Annotated in this window: 20 protein-coding genes and 2 pseudogenes; 5 read left to right on the forward strand and 17 right to left on the reverse strand. The window is 35.4% G+C overall.

The window, feature by feature from the left end; translation table 11 throughout:
- Positions 1 to 50: 50 nt before the first annotated feature.
- On the forward strand, positions 51 to 506 hold the full coding sequence (locus ACQKII_RS01555; protein ID WP_427455677.1) for an SRPBCC family protein: 456 nt from the start codon (positions 51 to 53) through the stop codon (positions 504 to 506).
- A 338-nt stretch (positions 507 to 844) separates the two neighbouring features.
- On the opposite strand, the gene ACQKII_RS01560 is transcribed toward ACQKII_RS01555, so the two are convergent.
- From ACQKII_RS01560 to ACQKII_RS01635, 16 genes and pseudogenes are all read right to left on the reverse strand, one after another.
- A complete protein-coding gene (locus ACQKII_RS01560; protein WP_427455679.1) occupies positions 845 to 1,771 on the reverse strand; it encodes an NAD-dependent epimerase/dehydratase family protein in 927 nt (308 codons plus the stop codon).
- Positions 1,772 to 1,934: 163 nt separating this feature from the next.
- Complete coding sequence (locus tag ACQKII_RS01565; RefSeq protein ID WP_427455681.1) at positions 1,935 to 2,462, reverse strand: YceI family protein; 528 nt, start codon at positions 2,460 to 2,462, stop codon at positions 1,935 to 1,937.
- Positions 2,463 to 2,806: 344 nt separating this feature from the next.
- Positions 2,807 to 3,586 carry a class B sortase gene (srtB, locus tag ACQKII_RS01570; protein ID WP_427455683.1) on the reverse strand — a complete coding sequence of 260 codons (780 nt, stop codon included), beginning with the start codon at positions 3,584 to 3,586 and terminating at the stop codon, positions 2,807 to 2,809.
- 9 nt (positions 3,587 to 3,595) lie between these two features.
- Positions 3,596 to 4,366 carry an ABC transporter ATP-binding protein gene (locus ACQKII_RS01575; protein WP_427455685.1) on the reverse strand — a complete coding sequence of 257 codons (771 nt, stop codon included), beginning with the start codon at positions 4,364 to 4,366 and terminating at the stop codon, positions 3,596 to 3,598.
- Between the two features lie 6 nt (positions 4,367 to 4,372).
- A complete protein-coding gene (locus ACQKII_RS01580; RefSeq protein WP_427455687.1) occupies positions 4,373 to 5,338 on the reverse strand; it encodes a FecCD family ABC transporter permease in 966 nt (321 codons plus the stop codon).
- 104 nt (positions 5,339 to 5,442) lie between these two features.
- Positions 5,443 to 6,354 carry a heme ABC transporter substrate-binding protein IsdE gene (gene isdE, locus ACQKII_RS01585; RefSeq protein WP_427455689.1) on the reverse strand — a complete coding sequence of 304 codons (912 nt, stop codon included), beginning with the start codon at positions 6,352 to 6,354 and terminating at the stop codon, positions 5,443 to 5,445.
- 15 nt (positions 6,355 to 6,369) lie between these two features.
- Positions 6,370 to 7,656, reverse strand: a complete 1,287-nt coding sequence (locus ACQKII_RS01590; RefSeq protein WP_427455691.1) for an NEAT domain-containing protein — start codon at positions 7,654 to 7,656, stop codon at positions 6,370 to 6,372.
- An 86-nt stretch (positions 7,657 to 7,742) separates the two neighbouring features.
- Positions 7,743 to 9,260 (reverse strand): NEAT domain-containing protein, encoded by a 1,518-nt coding sequence (locus ACQKII_RS01595; protein ID WP_427455693.1) that lies wholly within the window; start codon positions 9,258 to 9,260, stop codon positions 7,743 to 7,745.
- Positions 9,260 to 9,859, reverse strand: a complete 600-nt coding sequence (gene isdC, locus ACQKII_RS01600; protein WP_427455695.1) for a heme uptake protein IsdC — start codon at positions 9,857 to 9,859, stop codon at positions 9,260 to 9,262. Before isdC ends, ACQKII_RS01595 begins: the two co-directional genes overlap by 1 nt.
- A gap of 446 nt (positions 9,860 to 10,305) precedes the next feature.
- Positions 10,306 to 10,878, reverse strand: a complete 573-nt coding sequence (locus tag ACQKII_RS01605; RefSeq protein ID WP_427455697.1) for a manganese efflux pump — start codon at positions 10,876 to 10,878, stop codon at positions 10,306 to 10,308.
- 418 nt (positions 10,879 to 11,296) lie between these two features.
- Positions 11,297 to 12,286: an HD domain-containing phosphohydrolase gene (locus ACQKII_RS01610; RefSeq protein ID WP_427455699.1), complete on the reverse strand. Its 990-nt coding sequence runs from the start codon at positions 12,284 to 12,286 to the stop codon at positions 11,297 to 11,299.
- Between the two features lie 320 nt (positions 12,287 to 12,606).
- The gene (locus ACQKII_RS01615; RefSeq protein WP_427455701.1) at positions 12,607 to 14,100 is read right to left on the reverse strand and encodes a helix-turn-helix domain-containing protein; all 1,494 of its coding nucleotides are present in this window, start codon (positions 14,098 to 14,100) and stop codon (positions 12,607 to 12,609) included.
- Between the two features lie 696 nt (positions 14,101 to 14,796).
- Positions 14,797 to 15,180, reverse strand: a pseudogene (locus ACQKII_RS01620) (helix-turn-helix domain-containing protein); the annotation flags it as partial.
- A 9-nt stretch (positions 15,181 to 15,189) separates the two neighbouring features.
- Positions 15,190 to 15,540, reverse strand: a pseudogene (gene tnpA, locus ACQKII_RS01625) (IS200/IS605 family transposase).
- A 146-nt stretch (positions 15,541 to 15,686) separates the two neighbouring features.
- Positions 15,687 to 16,304, reverse strand: a complete 618-nt coding sequence (locus ACQKII_RS01630) for a thermonuclease family protein (RefSeq protein WP_427455703.1) — start codon at positions 16,302 to 16,304, stop codon at positions 15,687 to 15,689.
- 211 nt (positions 16,305 to 16,515) lie between these two features.
- Positions 16,516 to 18,255: an ABC transporter ATP-binding protein gene (locus tag ACQKII_RS01635; RefSeq protein WP_427455705.1), complete on the reverse strand. Its 1,740-nt coding sequence runs from the start codon at positions 18,253 to 18,255 to the stop codon at positions 16,516 to 16,518.
- 121 nt (positions 18,256 to 18,376) lie between these two features.
- Here ACQKII_RS01635 and ACQKII_RS01640 point away from each other — a divergent pair, with 121 nt between their 5' ends.
- The 3 genes from ACQKII_RS01640 to ACQKII_RS01650 are packed head-to-tail and all read left to right on the forward strand — an operon-like array spanning position 18,377 to position 23,136.
- Entirely contained in the window at positions 18,377 to 19,807 is a 1,431-nt protein-coding gene (locus tag ACQKII_RS01640) for an ABC transporter permease (protein WP_427455707.1), read from the forward strand.
- A gap of 13 nt (positions 19,808 to 19,820) precedes the next feature.
- Positions 19,821 to 21,317 (forward strand): ABC transporter permease, encoded by a 1,497-nt coding sequence (locus tag ACQKII_RS01645; protein ID WP_427455709.1) that lies wholly within the window; start codon positions 19,821 to 19,823, stop codon positions 21,315 to 21,317.
- A gap of 19 nt (positions 21,318 to 21,336) precedes the next feature.
- Positions 21,337 to 23,136, forward strand: coding sequence for an ABC transporter substrate-binding protein (locus ACQKII_RS01650; protein ID WP_427455710.1), 1,800 nt, complete (start codon positions 21,337 to 21,339; stop codon positions 23,134 to 23,136).
- Positions 23,137 to 23,244: 108 nt separating this feature from the next.
- On the opposite strand, the gene ACQKII_RS01655 is transcribed toward ACQKII_RS01650, so the two are convergent.
- Positions 23,245 to 23,826: a phosphatidylglycerophosphatase A family protein gene (locus tag ACQKII_RS01655; RefSeq protein ID WP_427455712.1), complete on the reverse strand. Its 582-nt coding sequence runs from the start codon at positions 23,824 to 23,826 to the stop codon at positions 23,245 to 23,247.
- Between the two features lie 114 nt (positions 23,827 to 23,940).
- On the opposite strand from ACQKII_RS01655, the gene ACQKII_RS01660 reads away from it, so the two are divergent.
- Complete coding sequence (locus ACQKII_RS01660; RefSeq protein WP_427455714.1) at positions 23,941 to 24,660, forward strand: alpha/beta hydrolase; 720 nt, start codon at positions 23,941 to 23,943, stop codon at positions 24,658 to 24,660.
- The last annotated feature ends 40 nt before the right edge of the window (positions 24,661 to 24,700 follow it).

A 24,700-nucleotide genomic window follows, 5' to 3' on the forward strand; every position in this document is an offset into this window, starting at 1 on the left:
ATGATAATGAATGAATAAATTAATTTTATAAAAACTCGAGGTGTTTTTCGATGAAAGCATGGACAAAAAGTATTGCAATAAATGCCCCAATAGAAGATGTTTGGAAATTTCTTGATGGTTCTTTAGCTGAAATGCAAAAGATTATGCCTCAAGTGGTTGAAAATAAGCCTGTTAAGATAACGGAAGAAGTGGTTGGTAGTGTATATCGCCAAAAATATAAAGAAGGAAAGCGCATAGCAGAGTATGATGTAGAAACTTTAGAATATACGAATACACCTGATAAAAAAAAGCTAAAAGTGGGTTTTACACTTGCTAATATGTTTGAAATCACGGCTTTTTATGAATTATATAAAATAAATGAAAAAGAGACTTCTTTTACATATACTGTAACGAATCACCCTTTAAAATGGTTTGTAAAATTATTTTTAATGTTTGCTACTGACAAGGTAGTAGTAGAATTTATAGCGCGTGTAAAAAAAGTAGCTGAAGCTGAAATTAGTAGATAATTACTAGCTACTAAAAAAAGCATCCACTCCTAAGAGTAGATACTTTAGACAGTAGACAAACTCAAAGAAATTTGAGGTTGCCTACTGTCTTTCTCTTTTTAGCATAAATAGTAAGAAACCGTTGATTTCCGTTCCAGGCGCTCCCTTTCCGCAGGCACGGCTCCTACTAATTTTTGCGGCGAATCGCCGCAAAAATGGATTTTCCGCACGTGCTGTTCCTGCAGGAGTGTCGCGCCTTTCGTTCCAATCAACTTGTATCGTCTACTGATATCCTATTCTGCTCCTAACCTGAAATCCACTAGAAGCTCAATAAATTGGAGAAATTCTATTCAAAAAAGTTAAATTTCAACTATTTTTTCATTCTGTAATGCCTGTAGTGTTCGTTCTATACCTTCAGCAAAGGAAATTTTCGGCTTCCAGCCAATTGCTTTCGTCAGTTTTTCATTATTTAAAAAAGAGTGCTCAATATCACCTTCTCTTGAAGGTGCATACTGGATTTCTAAAGGATGATTTAAATGCTGTAATAATAAAATAACCTGATGAATCGACCATGCTTCATTTGTTGACACATTATATGTTCCTTTAAGGCCAACCTCTACACCTGCATAGATGGCATCTGCAATATCATCCACGTAGATGAAATCACGAGACTGTTCACCATTTCCATAAATAGTAAAAGGCTTTCCTTCTATAATACTTTTTAACATACTTGGAATGACTGCCGCTTCTCCCTGCATGGATTGACTAGGACCAAACACATTGGCAAAGCGATAAATTAATGTCGGCAAATGATAATCTCGTTGCCACTTCTCACAATATGTTTCACCGATACTTTTGTTTAAACCATACATCGAAACAGGTTCGCTAATATCATTTTCGTCAAGTGGTGGATAGTGACTATCACCATACACAGCAGCCGACGAGGCAAAAACAAAATGCTTTACCTTATATTTTGACGATAAAAAGAGCATCTGACTAAGCCCTACTATATTCGTTAAAATATCCTTCACTGGCTCATGCATTGATTTTTGGACACTCGTCTGTGCTGCACAGTGGATCACTACATCAAATGCCACTTCCTTAAAGAAATGCTCACAAACCTCATCCTCCACATTTAATAGATAAGATTTGTGCTCAAAATTTATATTGCGTAAATGCCCTGTACTTAAATTATCAATAATATAAATATTTGCACCTTCCTTAAAGAAACGCTTCGCTACAGCACTACCAATAAACCCATAACCGCCTGTCACTAATACATTCATCCCATCGCCCCCAAAAACAATATGATGTTTTATATGCATAATTTACTAAAAATATGCAAGGCAATTATTTTACGGATTATTTTTACAAACCGTAACATTTCTCGTTTCCACAAAAAAACTGTGCCCGAGAATTTATTTCTCGAGCACAGCTAAGTCTGTAATATTAAGCAGGATTAACTTCAAGTTCTACAGTTACTTTGATGTCTTTCCCAACAAGTACGCCACCTGTTTCTAGGGCTGCGTTCCAAGTTAATCCAAATTCTTCACGATTAATTGTCGTTTCTGCCTCGAAACCATAGACTTCTTGGCCCCATGGATTTGTGCCTTTACCATTAAACTCTGTATCGAATGTTACCGATTTTGTTACATCTTTAATCGTTAAATCACCAGTAAGGTTATACGTATCATCTGATTTTTTAGTAATGCTAGTAGATTTGAATGTAATTTTTGGATATTGTTCTGCATCAAAGAAATCTTCTGCTTTTAAGTGATTATCACGGTCTTCGCTACGTGTATTGATGCTTGCTGCATCAATACTAAGGCTAATATTTGCTGTAGTTAAATCTGTAAGATCCGCTGCCTCAATATCTGCTGAATAAGTATCAAATACTCCTTTTACTTTTGATACCATCATGTGTTTTACTTGAAAGTTTATTGCTGAATGCCCTAAATCGATGTTCCATTTTGCCATTTGTGAATTCCTCCAATTGTTGTTTTTATCTCGAATTCGAGATATATGATAAAATATGAAGTAACTACTATTTTTATGTTACCCTGTTACTAAAAAGGTTAAACATTTGCAGTTACTTTAGCTGAATTTCTATGATGACTGATTGTAGATACTAAAAGCATTTGATTACTTTATGTAACTTACTATATATTAATAAACAAATTACGTCAAGTAATTATTTTTTATTTAATAGTTTTTTTAACCATAGTCTTTCTTTGACTTGTCTTAACGAAATTACGATTATAAAAGGAGTTATCTCATAAAATTTCATTTGAGACAACTCCTTTCTGCCTCTAGAGGAGCTTTTATCGCTTTACTAGTCTTCCTTGCACAACAAAGCGATGTTCATCACTCATTACAGAATCTTTACAAGTGGACAATGTAAGGATTTTATCGTCTGGTCCAATAGCTATATTCATATCGATTGTAGAACGCGTTTGAACTTCCTTAATAAATTGTAGGAAATCATCATTGCTGTTAAATTCTGTTTCAATGTAATAAAAATCAATTGTTGTTTCATATGCTGCAAAAACTTCAATATCATAACCTTCATAGAGTGTGTCCAAATAAATCGTACGATGTGCATCTGCATAATCCTGGTTTAAATAATTTTTCAGACTCCCAAACATCGTCCCATTTTTCATAGCATGCCCGTACAAAATAGTATTTCGGCTCATATCAAGTGCATCATTACGATAATCCATAAAAACACTTCCTGCACGACTTTCACGATCTTTGAAATTACGATTCAAATAAAAATCATTATTGTTCGCTTGCAAAATGGGATTATTAAGTTTCGTGTTATCCACAGATATCCAACCAACAATTCTATCATTTACAGCTAATAGCTCTTTAAATTGTGGGCGTATCGTATATTTTGCTAGTAACTCCTCTGTCGAAGTTAATGAAACATCAGCTTCTTTGTCAATAGTTATCAATGTTTCTTCATAAATGCTTTGTACTTCCTTAAGTGATTTCGACGTCTCGTAATACGTATAAAAATACTTTACTAGTGCATAGCCAGAATATAAAAATATCGCTAAATATACACAGGTTAAAAGTTTAGATGTCCATTTTTTCATCATTCCACCAACTTATATCCCCAAGGGCACCATATAAAGACCAAGTTGTTCATCCTCATTAAAGATGGCTTCAACCCCATATACATCTTTTATGACTGCTTTCGTAATGACGTCACGCGGTACTCCTTCAGTGACAATCTTCCCTGCGTTCATCAATATAATATGGTCACTATAGCGAATCGCTTGGTTAATATCATGAAGTACCATAACAATCGTTAAGCCATGCTCTTCATTTAATGTTTTGACAAGCTCCAATAGCTCAATTTGATAATAAATATCTAAATACGTCGTCGGTTCATCTAAACATAAAATTTCAGATTGCTGTGCTAACGCCATCGCAATCCACACACGCTGACGTTCTCCACCTGATAGCGCCTCTAAATCTTTGTCACGCTTTTCTAGTAAATTTGTACAAGCAAGCGCCCAGTCAATAGCCTTCGCATCTTCTTCCTGATTGCGCTTTAACATTGTATTGTGTGGTAGTCGTCCAAAGCTTACTAATTTTTCAACGGTTAAATCCTTCGGTACCTCATTCTGCTGGTAGACAATCGCCAACTTTTTAGCAAATTCTTTTGACTTATAATGCACTAAATCTTTATTTTCTAATGAGACATGGCCTGATTTTGGCATGTTATTGCGCGACATTACACTTAACAATGTGGATTTTCCACAACCATTTGGACCAATAATTGTTGTTATTTTGCCTTTTTGAATGGCCGTCGTCACACCGTCTAAATGATTTCGCGTATTATCATGAGATACGATAATATCTTGCATTTCCATGTTTCGTCACTCTTTTCGTAGTAGGAATATTAAGAACGGTCCACCGATGATTGCCATAATAGTGGAAGCAGGAATTTCAAGTGGTGCAACAATTGTCCGACCAACTGTATCTGCCACCAAAATTAATAATGCCCCTGCTAAAGCGGTAAATGGGATCAGTACCTTATGATCGTAACCTACTAAACGCCTTGCAATATGTGGCACTAACAAGCCAACAAACGATATTACGCCTGCTACGACAACAGAAATAGCTGATAACAGTACGGCAACTGCTGCTATCAATAATCGAGCACGTGCAACGTTGAAACCTAAGCTTTTTGCTGTCTTATCCTGTAGGACAAGAAGATTACACCAACTATATAACGCCAAGGCAACAACTAACCCCACTGAACCGTAAGTTACAATTGTCGAGACATCTTTCCAAGTGCGCATTGTTAAATTCGAACCAATGACACTAGAAGCTGATGTATTTAACGAGCCCCCTAAGCTAATAAACGCCTCTGTTAAACCAGTAAACATGGCATTAATAGCAATCCCAACTAATATCAATTTCAGAGGGCTTAACCCCGACTTCCATGACAAGGCAAAAACAAGCGCACAGGCCAAAGCCCCGCCCATAAACGCTAGAACGGGTGTCATGAAAAATAAGGCAGGAAAAAATGAAATAATAAATAACTGTACAAATGCTGCCCCAGAAGATATACCAATAACCCCAGCATCCGCTAAAGGATTCCGCATGACAGATTGTAAAAGTACACCTGAAACAGAAAGGGCCGCCCCGGCAAATAGCGCAACAATAATACGCGGGAAGCGTAAATCACGAATTGCCTCCATTTGGCTATTTTCTTTGTCAAATAGTGCACCTATAAATTCAAAAAAGCCCATTTTAATACTACCTGTTGTTGCCGAATAGACCACTGTGACAAGCAACAACACTATTACGATCGAAAAACTTATTATTTTTTTTGTCATATCGATTTCCCTTTTTCTTGTCTAATTCACGCTTACCTTAAATATAAGAAAAGCGCTCTATAACAAGGCTAGCTTGTGATACGAGCGTCAATTTCTACTTGCTATTAACGATAGAAGATTTCCATCAGCTGCCCTAAAGCTTGTGGCACTTGTAAGGAAGCAGTTGTACCGAATAATTCTTCTTCTAAATCATATACTTTGCCATTTTTCACTGCGTTAAAATGCTTCCAAATATCATTTGTTTTAAATTCTTCATCGAACATTTTTACCACCTCATCAGGCATACCATGCGAAAGGCGTAAAATAATATCTGGGTTACTATTATGCAGATATTCTGTATTTGAAGATAAATACTCTGCATCCTGTCCCTCCATCACATTAATACCCCCCGCACGTTTCACAAGGTCACCTGCGTAAGAATTTTCAGTTGCCACTAAATAACTACCTGGAATACCAAGTAAAATTAATACACGTGGACCCTCTTTATTGGTCGCAACCGTTTGGACAGCATCAATATTTTTTTGTAAGCTCGTGACTAATTCTTCTGCCTGTGCAGTACGGTCATATTGTTCGCCTAGAGATTTAATTTCATTAAGCATCGCATCGACACTTTGAAAATTTAAAAAGTTTACGGGAATTTTTAATTGTTTGAACTTATCTTGTAAATCATATTCTAACGTTGAAACTGATAATACATCTGTTGGATTCAAAGATTTCACAATTTCCATATCAGGTGCCATTGCATTGCCGATAGTTGGTAATCCGTCAAAGCGTGGAGCTAATACTTTCTCAGTTTCTGGTACTGCAATCGCGTCCAACTCAAGCTTATCTAAAATTTCCGCAACGACAACTGTACCTGCAATAATACGTTTTTCACTTTGTTCAGTTGATGCTGCTGTTGTTTCCATTTTTTCAGCAGGTGCTTCAGTTTTGTCTTCTCCACCACTACAACCAGCAATTACGAATAAAGTCATAAGTGCCATGAAGAGCATCAACGCTTTCAAATATTTGTTCATAATGTCATCTCCTACTTATTTCTGTTCCGTTGCTTCATTTTTAGCATTTTTGATGCGGCGAACAAGTAACCACCCCGATAAAATACAAATAATGATGAGCAATGCCATTTTCACCTTATCTAATAGAGCCAGCTGCTGGGTTGTCATTGTATCCATCACTACCTTTTCAGTAACTGTTTCCTTTTTGACTTCAGCTTTATTGGCTTCATCTTCAGTAACGTCTTCAGTATTTGTATCAAGTGTACGGTCAAAAGCTAACAGTTCTTCCTTTGGGACAGAAGGTGTAGGTTGAACTATCGGAGGTGCTAGCATGGTTGGTTTTGTCACCGACTCGACTGTCCATTTGTCTGGTGCTTTCTTTACTTCTTCTACTTTAGTAATGATGGGAGGCGCTACTTTGACTACCTGCCCAGAGGATTCCGCTTCTGAAAGTTTATTTAAAAACTTGGCCACCTGTTGTTGATCGAAATTTAGATGAACGAAATATTGATGATGATAATAAACCTCCGGAATATCAACCTTTACCCACATTCTTAGCGATTGTTGTAAATCTTCAATTTCAAATTCAATAATCCGCACATTATCTATAAGAGATATAAGCTTAGGTTCCACTTGCCGCCCCTGTTGTTCCACCGTAAGCCCTGTTATCCAAGCAGATTTTAATAGCGTCAGCTGCGCATAGAATAGTCCTTCTTTTTCTATCATCTTTGCCACAGGATTTACATATGTATTCATAATTGAGGGCTCTTTTTTTCCATCAACTAGAAGTACATAGTTCATTGTCCACTCTTTTTCAGGTATATCTATTGTAGAGTTTTCTTCGACCTCATTCTCTAATATAGACTCTTCACTTTGAATCTCTATCGGTTTAATAGTCTCTAATTTTATTAGAAGCTCTTGTGTAAAAGGAAGGTTATCCATAGCCATTAAACCCATTACAAATATCGGCTGCATTAAATCTATTACATCAAACTGAACTAAATTTTCAGTACTCTCTTTTTTAAAGGGAAGCGTTTTTTCGCTTTGTTCAATATGTATATTTGTCAGTCTATTTTTATTTTCTACCGCCAAAGCTAATGTATAGTGTCCATTCTTGACGATAAGTTTTGCTTCTTTACTGAATAAAAGACTTTGTTCCACTCCATCAAGTGATGGAAAACTTAGTTCAACTTGATACGATCCATTTTCTATGGATCTATGTTCTTCAGCCTGTGCATGCGTCCATACAAATGGAGGGAGGAATGCTAAAAAAATAGGAATGAACGCTAACAAAAGAAAGTTTTTTCTATTTATTTTCACCATGAATTTCCCCCAATTTTCTATAGAAGCAACAGTAACTTCCTTCCTCATCTAAGTGAGAAAGGAAGTTGCTGTTTTAGTGCTTATTGTTATTCTTCAAATTCATAAAAGAAATCTAAAGAATTATTTAGTATCTTCGCCATTTGTCCACGTGTTAATGGTTTGTTGGCATTGATATAAGTCTTACCATCTTTACCCACAGATCCAGTCATAATGCCTTCTTTATTTAGTAACGAGAATGCTTCTTTCGCTTCTTCATTAGCAATAGTAGATACGTCAGCATAAGGTAATGAAATGTCTACTTTTAACTCGCCTTCAGTAACAGCCTGAATTGCGCGGTAAATCATTAAAGCACCTTGTTGACGTGTTAATGTGCCATTTGGATTGAATTTATCACGTGCTTCAACAATGCCATATTCAGCAAGAGCGTTAATTGCTTTCTCTGCTTCAATACCTTTAATATCTTGGAAGCCAGCAACTTCAGTAGCTTCTAATTCTAATGTACGTGCAATCATTAAAGCAAATTGTGCACGAGTTAAGCTATTGTTAGGGTTGAATTTATCTTGCGCTACGATAATGTCATAAGCAAGTAAATTTAAGATTGCCTCTTTGTTTTCATTGTTGTCGATATCTTTGAATGGATTATCAACAGTAGTTTCTTCTGTTTCTGTTACAGGTTGGTCAAAGTTCACATCAAATTTAAATTGAACTGTGTGAACTGAATCATATTTCACACCAGCAGCTGGCTCATCTACAATAATATGAATCTGTGCTGTTGTAAGTGCCTTGATATCTTTTACTTCAAACAAGTAAAGACGCTCATCTGTATCAGTTTCTTCCTCGTCTAATACAGCGTCCTGACCATCGACTTTAAATGATTGAACATACTGACCTTTAGGGAAAATCATACCAACAACGTATGTGCCGTCTGCTTTAGCAACTGCTATTGTAGAGTCAATGTAGTTTTTCATCATTGATTCTTCTTTAGTGCCATCTTTATAAACAGTTACTGTTCCTTCATATACATCTACATCTACATCTTCTTCATCTGTTACGACTACTTCTTCTTCAGTAACTGGTTTTTCTTCAGTAACAGTTTCTTCTGTAGCAGCTACTGGTTGGAAATCAAAGTCGTACCATTTGTCCATGCTAGCTTCAGCCACAACAACATGTACTTTTGCTGCTGTTTTCGCTTTTGGATCTACCAGGAATGACACGATGCTTGAACCATCTGTTTGTTTTTCAATTGTTGCATCAACATATTTATCGCCTTGTTTCACTTGGAAACCAGGAATCATAGCCGCAAATTCAGCTGGCACTGTTAATTTCACAGTATATGTACCATCTTTTTCTACAAGTAAACCAGTTCCTGCGAAATACTTGTCCATGTAACCAGCTTCATCTGTACCTGGTTTGAATGTTTGGAATTTTACAGTTGTTCCTTCTTGTGTAACTACTGATTCCTTTGTAGTTTCTGCTTTCACTTCAGTATTTACTGTTGTGACTTCAGCTTCTTTCGCAGATGCAAAAGATGGTACTGAAAGTGATGCAGCTAGTAGTGAAGCTAGTACGATTTTTGTTGCGCGTGATTGACGTTTTTTAGTCATTATTGAGCCTCCGATTTTGTTTGTGTTTTTTTTCTATAAAGTAAAAATGCTGATCCTGCTAAACCAACGATTAATAAATACGGCGTAGCATCGCTTGTCTGAGGATTAGACACTTGACTTTCGGAAGTAGTTGGCGTTGGCGATTTAGTATCGTTTGCTATCGTTGCTGTCGAACTTCCTGCTGATGTTACTTCGAATACTAATGAGACGCTATATTCATGGTGATAATTAATATCATCGATATCAATTTTCATCGATGTAACTACCGGTTTTGTTAAATCTTTTACTGTTAATTGTACAACACGAGTGTCAGCTGATTTATCTTCGCTTACAACAGAAGCACCACCAGGTGGTTGGAATTTAGTTATCCATGCACTATTTTTCAAGGTAATTTGCACAGTAGCTGTCCCATTTTTCACAGTCACCTTTGCAGGCTTTACGAAATAATCATTTGCAATGGACGCAGAACTACTATCTGGTTTATTCACCTGATATTTTACAGAATGTGTGCCATCAGCTAGTTGAGCAGATGCTTGAGGTAAAGCTATATTAAATACAAACATACTGACTAGCATGACCAACATCATTATTTTCTTCATGTGTTGCATGCCTCCTCTATAATAATGGAAATTTTTTATCCATTTTCCATAAATCATTATAATTGAAATAATTTATATGCACAATGTTTTCCATAAAAGCATTTTCGCGCAAACGAAAACAATTCTCAATTACAACCTTATTTCCAAGAATAATCGTTAATACCAGCGTATGTCAACTATTAAACCAAAATCGTCCTTAATATGTCAAAATTTCCTGTCATAAAAAGGGAAGCACTACAGAAAAACCTCTGCATGCTCCCTTTTTATGTCAATACTATCAATTTAGAGACTATGTACAAAAATCACTTATAATCTGATTTTGCATGGACTTTTAATCCAAATCCACAATGTACATTTACGCTATTACACTTAAAACAATTTCTATTTCTAAGTAACATCTTTATTATTTAGGTAAATCTATTCTCAATTAGTAAACTATAACAAGACTATTTAGCAAATATCTCAAATACACCAATCATCATTAATAGCCATCCAGAAATGGCTGTCGAATACTTTCCAATGAATGTTTTTGTTAGTAAGGATCCACAATGACTACCAATCGCGACGGTTATAAATGAAAAAGTACCAATCGATATAACAGTCCATATGGCTGAAATACCATTCGCTCCAATTGCAATTCCGCCTGCTAAACAATTTGCTGATAAGACGAATCCCAGTGTAATGGCTTCCCTGAATGAGATAACATTATTTTTATCCTCATCAAATAATTCAGGACTGCTCATGATCCCCTTTTTAGAAAAGCGAGTGGACAATAACGTCCACATCCCAATAACACATAACAAAAGACTTCCCAAAAGATTTGCCGTATGCGCTGAGATATACTCAATAACTGTGCTCCCAGCAGTTACTGCAACATATGTGACAATCATTGACATAATGGCAATAACTGCGTTTGATAGGACTGGAATTCTCATCTTTTTAACACCATAGGCAAGACCAATTCCTAAATTATCTAGATTAGCAGCAATACCTATAAGAATGATGGTAATCCAATGCATTTTTAACCTCCTCAGATCTGATTATCTATGTTTCTATATAGTATGAGTAAAAAAATATTTTGTTCAGATAAGGCTTTTCACTTATTACAAGATCGGAAAAATTTACGAATCATTCTCCTGCCCTTTATGTACAGTAACACCCGTGGAATGTATACAAATCCCCGCTCAAAAAACCTATATATCTGCGCTTCTACCTCAAATACCTGTGAAGTACCAAGTTGTTCGTACCATCAAGGTTGTAGAAAAAAATCGCACATAAAAAGAACTCATTTTTTAAAAAACGAGCTCTTCAATATTAAATAATTCTTTTATTGTTCTATGCGGCACTTAGGGACATACAAACCATTGCGACATTTCTAGAAGATGCCCTCATTGCTGTTAGTTACTCGATCATAGCAGAGAATTCCGCTACTATTCATCATCTTGGTAAATCAATAACTCTTTCTAGGAAAGCATCAACTAGAAAAGGATCAAATTGAATTCCTTTTTGTTCTTTCAAATAGGACAAAGCCTCTTTTTTTGACCAAGACTTCTTATAAGATCTTTTACTAATTAAAGCATCATATACATCTACTATGGCTATTATCCTTGCTTCAAAAGGAATATCTTCTCCTTTTAGTCCGTCAGGATATCCCGTACCATCCCATTTTTCATGATGGTATTTAATAATATTACTTGCTATTTCTATGTCATCAAAAAGTTTATAATTCATTCCATCAGAAATTTTATGTAGGACTTCAACTCCGATTAACGGATGCATTTCGATTATTTTCCTTTCATAGAACGTAAGTGGACCAGGTTTATAAAGTATTGATTCAGGAATACCCGATTTTCCAATGTCATGCAATATACTATATTGAATAATTTTATCTATATACTTCACAGGTAAGCTATATATTTTCTCCTCAGTAAGGGTTAACAAGAATTTCTCTGTTAATTTTTGAACGCTTAAAAGATGTTCTACTATACCTGTATCACGAATTTCACTTGATATAGCTAACACTTTAAATAATTCTTTTTGTTCCTCTTTTCTTCGGTGGTTGTCTTGTACTACAAGTTGTTCGGCACTTCGTGTGATTCCTACATAGTAAATCTGTTCATTTATTTTAATAGGCGTGATCGTTATGGTAGAATACCAAGATCCTGATGATTTCTTTATATCGCCCATTACACCAGACCATGATTTACCATTACTTAATGCACTTCTTAATGATTTATACATAATTGGCTGCATATTTGAGTTTAAAAATTCAGCTGGTGATCCGATAATAGTTTCTCTCTTATAACCTGTAATATTTTTGTATTGATTATTGACTTCCAAGATTATTAGATTTTCATCCGTAATTACGACTGCGTCTCCCAATTTCAAATAATAGGTTAGTTCATCTGGAATTTGTCTTTCGTACATATTAGTGTCCCTCATTCCTTCTATGATTTGATTTCCATCTTGAACAAAGGTATTAATCGTTTCAAGAGAAGTGTTGACTTTGCATCTTTAGTTTCTACGACTTCCATCAGTGACTGATTTTTTGTTACATTAGAAGGTAACTTTTAACCGCCTCTCCAACAATATCTAAGCCTCTTCCAAGTTTTTCAGCGCTTACTGCTACAATTGTTATAGTTAATGACAATAAATTCGGTCCACCCTAAATTTTGGTTACTCTATCTATGATGCTTTGCATTTCATATGTAATTTCTACTAATTTTTTCTTTAATATTGAATGCCTATTAGATTTGACATATTAAAGCTTTAATTAAAAGATTATTTGATTCTTCGTTTTTATTTAAATATATTTCTTGTAATCTTTTTCCTACCCTTTCATAGTCACTTTTTTTAGGCATCACATCCCACACAAACAATTCTCGTGCTTCTTTTTTAAGGTTTAAGTATAGACTATCTGTAATGATTAACTCCGCCTCTTCAACTTCTGAACATAATTCAACATGTATAAAGACACGTTTAATTTGATCGAATAGATGTGGAATATCATTTATCATCGAAACAATTTTAATTTTAATTACTTCTCTATTAATAATATTAATCGTTTGTTTCAATAATTTGTGATACCGCCCTATCAAAGTATCTCTCTGTTTAAAAACAAGTGAAAAATCTTCATTTTCCATAAGTCGATCATAAAATTGATTCATTATTTCTATTTGAGTAGTTTCATGCATCTCAAACCTCTTCTGATAAGGATCTTCTTTAAATAAAAAAGATGGACCAGAAAAAGTTATAATAAAATAATGGAGATGAAGTAAATTCACAAATAGCACTCCATATTCTTCTACATTTAGTGTAATGGAAAAATGATCCATAAATGTTTCTATCCAATACAAAGTTGCTTGCACGAATAAGTCTTGATTATGGTGCTGAGCAAAGTTCATCATTAAACTTACTGCTTTATCTTTTTTGTCATAATGTTGTAAACAACAAGTGAATGTAAATGAAAACATCATTTCTAATTCAATCTCTTCGTCAGACAATGTAGTTAGTTCCTTAAATATACGCTCAACTACTTTGGAAAAATCCCCATAATGATAATGATGTTTTGTAAAAGTGGAATACATTGGATCTTGCCCAATTTGAAAGCCTAATTTCACACGTGTTAAGCAAATAGCAAGCCAATATATCACCGAATGTGGAAGCTCTATATTCACTTCCTCCATTACTTTCTGAATTGCCTCTCTTGTAACTAAAGTAAATGGCCATACTTCTCCCCAACATGAATTCCAATAGAACAAATAGTAAAAATAGCGAAATTGTTTCTCTGTTCCTTCAAGAGTTACCATTTGTTGAGATTTATATTTTAAATGAAATTGATTTAACAACGGCTTAATTTTATTTATACGACGGTACATAGAGGCCAAACTTGTGAAATTTTCTAATGAAAATGTAGTAATATCATCAAATGTATTATGAAAAATCTCATCACAAGCTTTATATGTTAATGAATTTTGTAAATAATGTCTTTCTACGGTCTTAATTGAAAAATGATCTTGGTAATCCAATTTAAAATACTTTGGCTTTTCTTCCTTTATATATGCAGCTTCTGTTATTATTTGTAAATCTAAAGAAATTTCCGCTAGTATCTTCAAAATGGTTCTCTCCGACAACTCCGTAACTTGAGCTAACTCAAAACTCGAAAAAAATCGATTTTCATTATAAATAAGATTTAGTACCTGTACTTTATGCAAAGTAGATCGATCTAAAAAATTATGCATAGTCTCACCCCAAAGTCTTCAACCAACATTCCTATCAGCGTCATGTTTACACATAGTTTCCCATAAACGAAGTTTATTTAACTTTTTTATAGAATATCGTGCCGCTTTTTCTTAGTCTGAATCCCACAAAACATTGAAACTAATAACATAATCAAAGTTGAAAGCAGGAGCCATAGATCCATTAGGTTAATTCGTTTTATGTAAAAACTTTAGAATTTTCATTTAATGCTAGATAAATAGGTATATAGTCACCATTCCCAAGAATATTCAAATCATAACAACTATTTCTCAATAATCAAAATCACTCTTTGCTACTTTTAGAACATAATTTGACAATCAATTTCCTTGATATAATTTATATCAAACAAATTTAATGAATCTAACTTCATTATTCGTTTACTTAACCAATAGTTTAGCAGTTAGTTTCCGTTAAGAGTCAACGACACGATTGCTTACATACTGTGAATAGATTCCAAGGGGAAGTTTTCTATATCATTCTTTGAAGATGTGTTTATCCAATTGAATTAGGATTCCGTTTTTGTCCCATCTATTCCGAAAGTTTGTAAATCATGTAAAGATAGGTTAATGATTGCGAAAAATTGCGAGGATAATACTCTTCAATCATCATGATTTGGGTATTATCAAGAAAAAATAGATTTGATAAATTGTGAAACGTTAGAAGTGGTTAAGCGAGAAGGGCAATTTTATATGACTTGTAAGCATCTCTATACTATTGTTTACGCATTTTGTTGTGTAGGATTGCGTTTACTTTTAAAACGAGGAAAAGAATTTTGATTATTAAAGAAACGTGTAAAAGCATCCGTCAAGTCTTTGACAAATGTTTTAAGTCTTGCTATCTACTTCCTTTAGCCAAATGTTTTCAGGAGTTTGTTTCATTTTCGGCAATTCTTCTGAACTAAGACTGTAAGTAAGACCTTTGCCTGTTTCTTTGTAATGAACGTTCCATTTTGATAAGAAATGGTTAAAAACAAAACGACAAGAACCAATAGTTTTAGCAATAAGTATTTGTTGTTCTGAATTTGGAAAGATTCTAAACTTATAGGCTTTGTGTCGTCTTATGATTAAACCTCATTTCTTCTTTTGATTTTGAATAGTATTTCGAATTTGTTCTTCGGTATTTTCACTAACTGTGGCAATGAAATAGCTAGGGTTCCATCAGTAACCTCCCCAAAGACTTGATTTTAAAGTAGGGAATGTTCTGAATATAATCCTTGCAGAAACACCTTTCAAAGCCTTCATCACATCAGGGATGTATTGTTGAAGCGTGCATTCAACTAATAAATGGATATGATCGCCGTCAGTCTCCATTTTAACAATATTTATTTCGTGCTCTCTTGCGATTTTACGAATAACGTTTTGCAAAGTTTTATCTATTAGCCTTCGCAATATTTCTTTTCTATATTTAACGCACCACACAATAGATTCATCTCATGACTGAGGTCATGTGTGTTCTCGTCGAATCAATAAAAAAAGATACCGCCTGCAAAATACAGACAGCATCTTCTTGAACTTGCAAAATGTTCTTTATTAAGAATGACGATTAAAAGCGTAGTAATCTGATGATTTTAATTGATTTCTTCGGGATGGAATCCATCTTTTTGGAAGTAATTATCATGTGACCAAATATTTAATTTTTCCTCTTGTGCGTCTTGCTGAATTTCACGGAATTCATCTTCAAACGTATTATTTGGTTTATGAATAAAACGTACAGCTGCAAGCCCTTCTTTTAATAAGGCTTCCTGTAATAACACATCATCAATAAAGACATAAACTAGTAGACGATCGTAATTATCTACTTCTGGTCCTACATCGTAGACCGCTTCAATTTTTTTAGCGTTTTCTAAAAGCTTTATCGAGTAATCCTTCGCCTCTTGTGCAAAAGGCTGTTCATCATCTTTGTTATAATTCATTTCAGGTGTATCTACCATCAATAAGCGGATTTTTTGTTTCTCACCATTAATGGTCGCCTGAAAAGTATCGCCATCATAAGCTTTTATATACTCTACATTAAAGCGATCATTCCCAGTCTTTTCTTCAACCGCTTCAATCGAAATAATGCCTTGTTGTTCAGAAGTAGTTGTATCCTTATCTTCTGTTGGTGTTCTGCCAAAGATCATATATAGAGCAACAGCAAGAATGATTGTACCACTCGTTATTAACGTTTTGATGTCTTGCATTTTCATGTAGTAGTTCCCTCACAACTATTCGTCATTATCACACTGTAATAAGTAATCCCTGCTCCATTGCTTAACTATTTACTGTAGTTAAGAAAGAGACCCTTATAAAAGTCTGATACGTTCAACTAATCATCGGCGAGGAGGAGTAAAAGTCCTGGCCGAATGAAAAAAGTTTCACGTTGTTTCTATTGTAAAATATCAAGCTACTACATTCAAGTTATGTAGATGTTATTGCAACCCAATGATTAGGTAAAACTTCAACGAGTTCACTATTTTCTACATCATATTGTACTTGTGGTTCATCATTTGTTGAATGAGCGTATTTTCGTTTTTCTATGGCTGGATCTGGAATTGGAATAGATTGCAACAATGCACGTGTATAGGGATGCTGTGGATTCGTATATAGTTCTTCACTTTCCGCAAGCTCAACAATTTTCCCACCATACATGACAGCCACACGATCACTTATATGTTTTACCATAGATAAATCATGTGCAATGAATAAATATGTCAAGCCAAGCCGTTGCTGTAAATCCTTTAATAAATCAACAATTTGTTTTTGAATCGATACATCTAGTGCAGATAGTGGTTCATCGCAGACAATAAAATTCGGTTCAACAGCCAATGCTCGTGCAATACCAATACGTTGGCGTTGACCACCTGAAAACTCATGTGGATAACGCATTGCATGTTCTTTGTCTAAGCCTACTAGTTCAAGTAACTGTTCAACTCGCTGTTGGCGTTCTTCATTTGTTTTCACAAGTTTATGAATATCAAGAGCCTCTCCCACAATATCCAATATTTTTTTCCGAGGGTTTAAAGAAGAATACGGATCTTGAAAAATAATCTGCATATGACGACGCATCGCTTTTAATTGCTTAGCTGTTAGTCTTGTAATTGGTACCCCTTGATACAAAACTTCACCATTTGTCGGTTGATGCAGTTGCAAAAGAGTACGTCCTGTTGTGGATTTACCTGAGCCAGATTCCCCTACAAGTCCTAACGTTTCTCCAGGATAAATATGGAATGATAAATCATTAACCGCCTTTACTGTTTGACCACGTCCTAATCCAAATTCTTTTGAAAGATGCTCTACTTCAATTAATGGTTTCGTCGCATCTATTCCTGTCAATAAATTTGCTAATAGCTTTGGTTGTTTCTTCTCATGTAACTTTGGTAAAGCATTTAGCAGTTTTTTTGTATATGGATGTTGAGCATTCGCAAAAATTTCCTCTGCCGTACCTTGCTCAACAATCTCGCCTTCCTTCATGACAATGATTCGATCACACATGCCAGCAACAACACCTAAATCATGCGTAATTAAAATAATTGAAGTACCCATCTTCTTTTGCATATCACGCATTAATTTTAATATTTGCGCTTGAATTGTCACATCGAGTGCTGTCGTGGGTTCGTCGGCAATCAGTAATGACGGATTACATGCTAACGCCATAGCAATCATAACCCGTTGACGCATGCCACCTGAAAATTCATGCGGGTATTGCTTATAGCGTTGTTCAGCATCTCGAATTCCTACAAGTTCTAGTAGTTCAATCGTTTGCTTGTAAGCATCGGTTTTGGATAGTGATTGGTGCTTTCTTAAACTTTCAGCTACTTGTTCTCCTACTCGAATGGTAGGATTTATAGATGTCATAGGGTCTTGAAAAATCATACTTATGTCTTGCCCACGAATTGCTTCCATCTGCTTTTCGTTTAAGGCAGTAACCTCTTGTTCTTTAAATAAAATCTCTCCTGATTTTAGAAAAGAAGGTGGTGATGGTAATAACCGCATAATTGAACGAGCTGTTACACTTTTCCCACTACCTGACTCTCCTACTATTCCGAGTGTTTCACCTTTCTTTACATGAAAGCTGACACCTTTTACTGCTTCAAATTCTGTCTCCCCAGTAATAAAGGACACGCGAAGATTGTTGATTTCTAATAGCTTTTCACTCATTCAATCCATCCTTTTTAAATTTTATGATTGACTTAATACCAGGTATAATCCATACTTTACAATACTGATAGGAATTATACAATATAATGCTTGTTATGTCATTCACGTTTGGAGGAAATGCATGGGTATTTCAAAAAATCATTCAACAACAGAGGAACATGATTTCTTTTTTACGGTTTATCAAAAACTTATGCATCAACGATCCTATACATTGTTACTCTTTCTTTTTAGTATCTTGGTACATCCATTTACATATTTCTTTTATCGGAAAAGAAAAAAATCGCATATATACAAGCAAAGGTTTGAGCAACAATGTCAGTACTACAAAGTAAATGGGTCTTATACACAGTGGCAAGTTGCATTTGCAGATCAAGAACAGGCTAAGGTACAGTTTTTCAATGAGCCAGTGTCTAAACAGCAGTTACAAACATCCGCTACTTCTTTAGCAGACGCAAAACTCAAACGAATAGTAGAGAAAGATTTAGCCAATGAAGGCCACACTGATCCATCCTATTTACAGTTTTTTGGACAGCAACTGAAAAAACAAAAATTTATAGCCATCACATTTATACCAGCAATTTTATTTTATGTATTGCTACTATTGTTTGCGAATCCATTTCTACAATTTGTTATTGAACGGATTTTACAAAGCTTCATCGTAATTGTTGGTGTTGCCACACTCGTTTTTACAATTTTATATTTGTCGCCATTTGACCCGGCGAGAAACTTACTCGGAGTTGAGGCAACGCCCGATCAAGTTGCAAACTTTAATCGTATTTATGGCTTAGATCAACCCTATTTATCACAACTATGGCATGCACTTTCTGGGTTATTCACATTTGATTTGGGCACATCATTTGCTGGGAAAGAAGATATTACACATAGCATCGCAAATAAATTTCCTATCACGCTTGAAATTGCCCTATTATCGCTGTTAATGGCTATTGCCATTGCCATTCCAGTCGGAATTATTTCAGCGGTCCGCCCAAATTCATACTTAGATTACACATTCATGTTTATTGCCCTAATTGGATTATCGATCCCGAGCTTTTGGCAAGGTTTGCTATTCATTTTAACTTTCGCGTTAAAACTACAATGGTTTCCAGCCACGTATAATCCACAAAACTGGCTATCACTATTGATGCCTGTTGTTGTCTTGGGTACTTCTATTACAGCATCCATCGCCCGCATGACAAGGTCAAGTATGCTCGAGGTTATTCATGAAGACTATATTATTACTGCTAAAGCAAAGGGTCTAAATGAATATAAAGTGATCACAAAACATGCAATACGCAATGCCATGATTCCTATTATCACGGTGATTGGACTACTCTTCGGAGGAATGTTGGGAGGGGCTTCAGTTACAGAGAAAGTTTTCAATATTAATGGACTTGGCAGCTATATTGTTGATAAGCAATTTATACCTGATATTCCAGCTATCCTTGGTGGTGTCGTCTATATTGCCATTACCATTTCTATTGTCAACTTGTTGATTGATATTCTGTATGCCTTTTTCGATCCACGTATTCGCTCGAAAATGAAGAAGTCTTAAAGGGGGAACATCTGTGAAAACGATCATGCATGTCAAACTACTTTTGAAAATTACACAGGAATATGTCAGTGCACATTTTACATTTGTCTTTTCCTTACTGTTTTCTTTACTATTTCTAGCCTATAGCTACAATTTTTCTAGCCAGAGTTGGCGACCAATCATTTTACTATTTTTCTTTACTTATTTAATAACGACCGTTTATGTTGGTTACCTGACATTACGTATAAAGAAAGATTTAGCCAAGCTTGGTGACATACAAAAAAGAACTCGTTTGCTCGGCTATCCGCTATTGTTGACGATTGCTTCAGGCAATATTTTCGCAGTCTCTTTTGCTTTTATGCTCGTGTCAAAAACAAAGACAGTTGAATATACTTTTGCAGCCTATGCATTTATGACTCAGCTATTTATAATCGGTATTTCAGCTTTGAATTTATTTAAATCCTATGTAACAGATACATTTCTCATCGCAATGGGGTTATTTTTAATACTTGCTTTGTTTTATATCGTGATGCTATTCCTTTGTACAAAATTCGTTACTGCGAAGGAAGCCCCTAAATGGATGCTTGTGCCTGGTATTTTGCTGCTCATTGCCTCCTTTACAGGTAATCTATTTGCGACTTTGCTAGGTTTTAGCCTCATTCAAAAAGCCAGAAAAGCTAATCCATCTGCCATTGAAAAATGGCAAAAAATGTGGCAAAAGATTTTACGCAACACGATGGCGGTATTTGGCTTATTTTTCATCGTCTTTATCTTTTCATTATCTGTGACAAGTTCTTGGACTTTCGATTACGACTTTGCAACTAAAAATAATTATGGGGCATTGTTGCAAACACCTTCATTGGAGCATCCTCTTGGAACAGATAATTACGGCCGTGACTTATTTTCTCGGATCGTGTTCGGTGCTCAAATTTCGTTAATCGTTGGATTTTTCTCAACGGTTATTCCAGCACTAGTTGGGGGAGCTCTCGGTGCGTTTTCAGGCTATTATGGAAAATCAACAGATAACATCATCATGCGCAGTCTAGATATTTTGTATGCAATTCCTGGAATATTACTTGCCATTGCCATTATTGCCGCTTTTGGTGCAAATACCGTTAATTTAATCATCGCACTAAGTGTTGGGGCAATCCCTACCTATGCGCGCACGATGCGTGCAAATGTCATGCAGCTTTCGAATTATGAATTTGTTGAATCTGCTAGGGCTCTTGGAGCTTCTGATACAGCGATTATCTTTAAACATATTGTTCCTAACGCTTTAGCGCCGATGATTGTCAAAGCAACATTAACAATTGGTGGAGCAGTGATTTCAACAAGTAGTTTAAGTTTTTTAGGGCTTGGCATTGAGCCGCATATTCCAGAATGGGGTAACATTTTAAAGGTTGGTAGTACGTACCTGGAAACACATTCCTATGTCGCTATTTTCCCAGGTCTTTGTATTATGCTTCTCGTCCTGTCCTTTAACTTCTTTGGCGATGGTTTACGAGATGCTTTAGATCCAAAAACAAATTAGAATAATCGGAGGTTCTTATATGAAAAAATTACTGTTATTTTTAGTCATCGCAGTTTTAGCATTAGCAGGCTGCGTGCAAACAAAAACAGATGTAGAGGGCGGTAAAGACGCTAAAGGCGATGATAAATCGAAAATTGAACTATTAGGCATGGCCGCTGCAGAGGAAGATATGAATATTGTGCGTGATCAACTAGTAAAAAATGGCTTTGATGTGAAGCTAAACATTCAACCAGATTATGGATCATTTTCAGCACAAAAAGAAGCTGGCAACTACGATATTGCTCTTTCTAGCTGGACAACAGTAACTGGAAATCCAGACTATGCTGTACGTGGTTTATTCAAAACGGGCGGTGACTATAGTGTTGTTGCCGACTCAAATTTAGATGCTTTAATTGATGAAGCAAGTACTTTAACGGGCGATGAAGCCGTAGCCAAATATAAAGAATTAGAGGAACTATTAGTATTCAATCAAGCATATATTGCACCACTATACATTTCCAATAAATATCAAGGGATTTATTCTGAATTAGTCAATCCAAAATCTGTACTTTTGCCAAAATCACGTGCCCAAGTATGGGAGAACATTGAATTTAATGATGCATCCTTAAATTCAACAGAAACATTAATTTTACATCAAACACTTGATTCATTAACATCTCTTGACCCTATTAAAGGCAATGATGGTTCCATCAACACACTTAATACCAATTTGTATGTTCGACTTGTCAATTTAACGGATACGGATGAAGTTGTTTCAGATGGCTCTTTATCCTATAACCATGCTATTGCGGAAGGGAACCAAGAATACTACTTTATTTTGCGTGATGATATTCATTTTGCAGCCGTAAAGGACGGAGCTGCAGTTGATACTGGTGAATTAGTTTCGGCTGAAGATGTTGTGTTCTCATTAAATCGTGCAAAAGATGCTAATTCAGTACCAGACCATCGTACTTATAGCATTCATGAAAACATTGAAACTGTAGAGGCTGTTACAGACTTAACAGAACTAAAAAATAAAAAAGTGGCAGGCTCTGACAAATCTATTTTGGATGTATTATCTCAAAACTTACCTTCTTCTGTAGCACAATTAGTGAATGATAAAGGGGCCGTTAAAAATGCTTCTGGTGCTTATCAAGTGGTGAAAATTACAACACCAACACCATTCCCGCAAGTATTAAACTACTTAGCACATCAATCTGGTGGTATCGTGTCTGAAAAACAAGTAACAAGCATTAACACATATGACGTAGCAAACTATAACCCAGATAAAGATATCGCATATGGCGATCAAGCAACAATTACTGAAGGTACTGCAACATACAATAACCAACTATTTGCAAGTGGTCCATACATTCTTATCCAAAAAAATGATTATGAAGCGCAATTCGTGAAGAACCCTGCCTATCGTGTAGGCAGTGAGTATGAACCAAAGATTGCTAAAATCAACGTTCGATTTATTGCAGATAATGATAGTGCTCTATCAGCTTTACGGAATGGTGAAATCCATGTTCTTCAAACAGTACCAGAAACAAAGCTGGATATTGTAAAGTCCGATGCAAAATTAACATTAAACACTGCTGATAGTAATGCAGTAGCTTATTTGCAAATGAATACATCTGGCCGTGCTGTATCTGATTCAGCAGATTTACGTAAAGCAATTCTTTATTCCATTAACCAAGATGAATTCATCAGCTACTACCAAGGCAATAAGAAGCCTGCTGTTTCAACCGTTTCTCCTTTAGTAAATACAGAATTAAAACTTGAAGCAGACAGTGAAAAAGTAAAAGAATTTTTAAAAGCAGCTAACGAATCAAAATAAAAAATGAGCCTCCTAAATTATTTTAGGAGGCTCTATTTTAACAGAAGAAACTCTATTAATTACAGCTTTGACCAACTTTCATCGCTTCGGAGACTTCTTCTAACTAAATCATATTTCATTATGTGATTTTGGTTTTGGTCCGAGCTCTTCAGGCTCAATATCTGCAAATGTTTCGCCTTCTTCTTCTAAGTCACGCATGCGGTGTGCAATGCGGGAAGCTGCAGAAGCTGCAATACTTGCCACTAAATCATCCAAAAATGTATTGACATGTTGCCCAGGTTCTGTGTCGAGCTTTTTAATGATGCCAATTTTTTGTTTGTCTAAGTGACCGAAAGTTGTTACAGCTATGCTGCCATATGTAAATACAGATCCAAGTGCAATTGTTTCATCAACGCCGAATAATCCTTCATCGGATTCAATAATTTGTTGTAGTGGTGATGACAGTAACTTTTTCTCTGCAAGTTCATCTAATTCTATACCTACTAATACCGCATGCTGGACTTCACGTTTACGCAGTACACGCTCAACAGAATGAATGCAATGCTCTAATGTCAAACCATCATTATATGCTTTTTGCATTTCATAAACAATTTCAGCAATGTCTTCTAGCGTTACACCACGACGAATTAGCGCACCTAAAGCTGCTTTAGCTACTTCGTCAGAATGCACGCGAATACTTTTATCATGCATAGCAAACCCTCATTTCCTTTTTTATTGCTAGTACAAGGCTAGCCCAATCTATTATACCTTTACTTACGTAATATGGTACAATTTTGTTACAAACTACATGAAGGAGTGTCATCGTTGGATAAGGGAACAGTTCAAGATTTAAAGTTTTATAGTGAAGCGTTGCATGAGGAATTACAGCTTTATATTTATGTCCCTGCAAATTATTCTCCACTATATAAATATAATATATTAATTGCATCAGACGGCAAAGATTACTTTCAACTTGGGGGTATTACAAAACTAGCTGATGAACTTATTGATGACTATGAAATCGAAAATTTAATTTTTGTATTCGTTCCATACAAAGATATTAAAGATCGACGTCACAAATATATGCCAAGCGGGGAACAACATGAAGCTTATCTGCGTTTTTTAGCTCATGAGCTTGTGCCCTATTTAGATGAAGAATATGCAACCTACCAAATGGGGATGAGCCGCGCAGTAATCGGTGACTCTATGGCTGCAACTGCTTCTTTAATGGCAGCTTTAAAATACCCAAGCATTTTCGGTAAAGTCATTTTACAATCACCACTTGTTGACGAAGATGTCTTAAAAGCTGTTGAAAATTTCAAAGATCCAGGTGCGATTTCCATTTATCATATCGTTGGCAAAAAAGAAGATATAGTTATCACATTGGATAAAACGGTAAAGGACTTTTTAACCCCAAATCGCCAATTGCATAATCTTATGTTAAGTAAAGGCTTTTCTACATTTTATGATGAGTTTGATGGCAATCATACATGGAAATATTGGAAACCTGATCTTCGCCGTGCATTAATTGAAAATTTCAATTAATATTAGATGATTCAAATTACGAAATACGAAATTTCTGTTA

Source organism: Lysinibacillus sp. NPDC048646, from assembly GCF_050272295.1.
GTDB lineage: Bacteria > Bacillota > Bacilli > Bacillales_A > Planococcaceae > Lysinibacillus.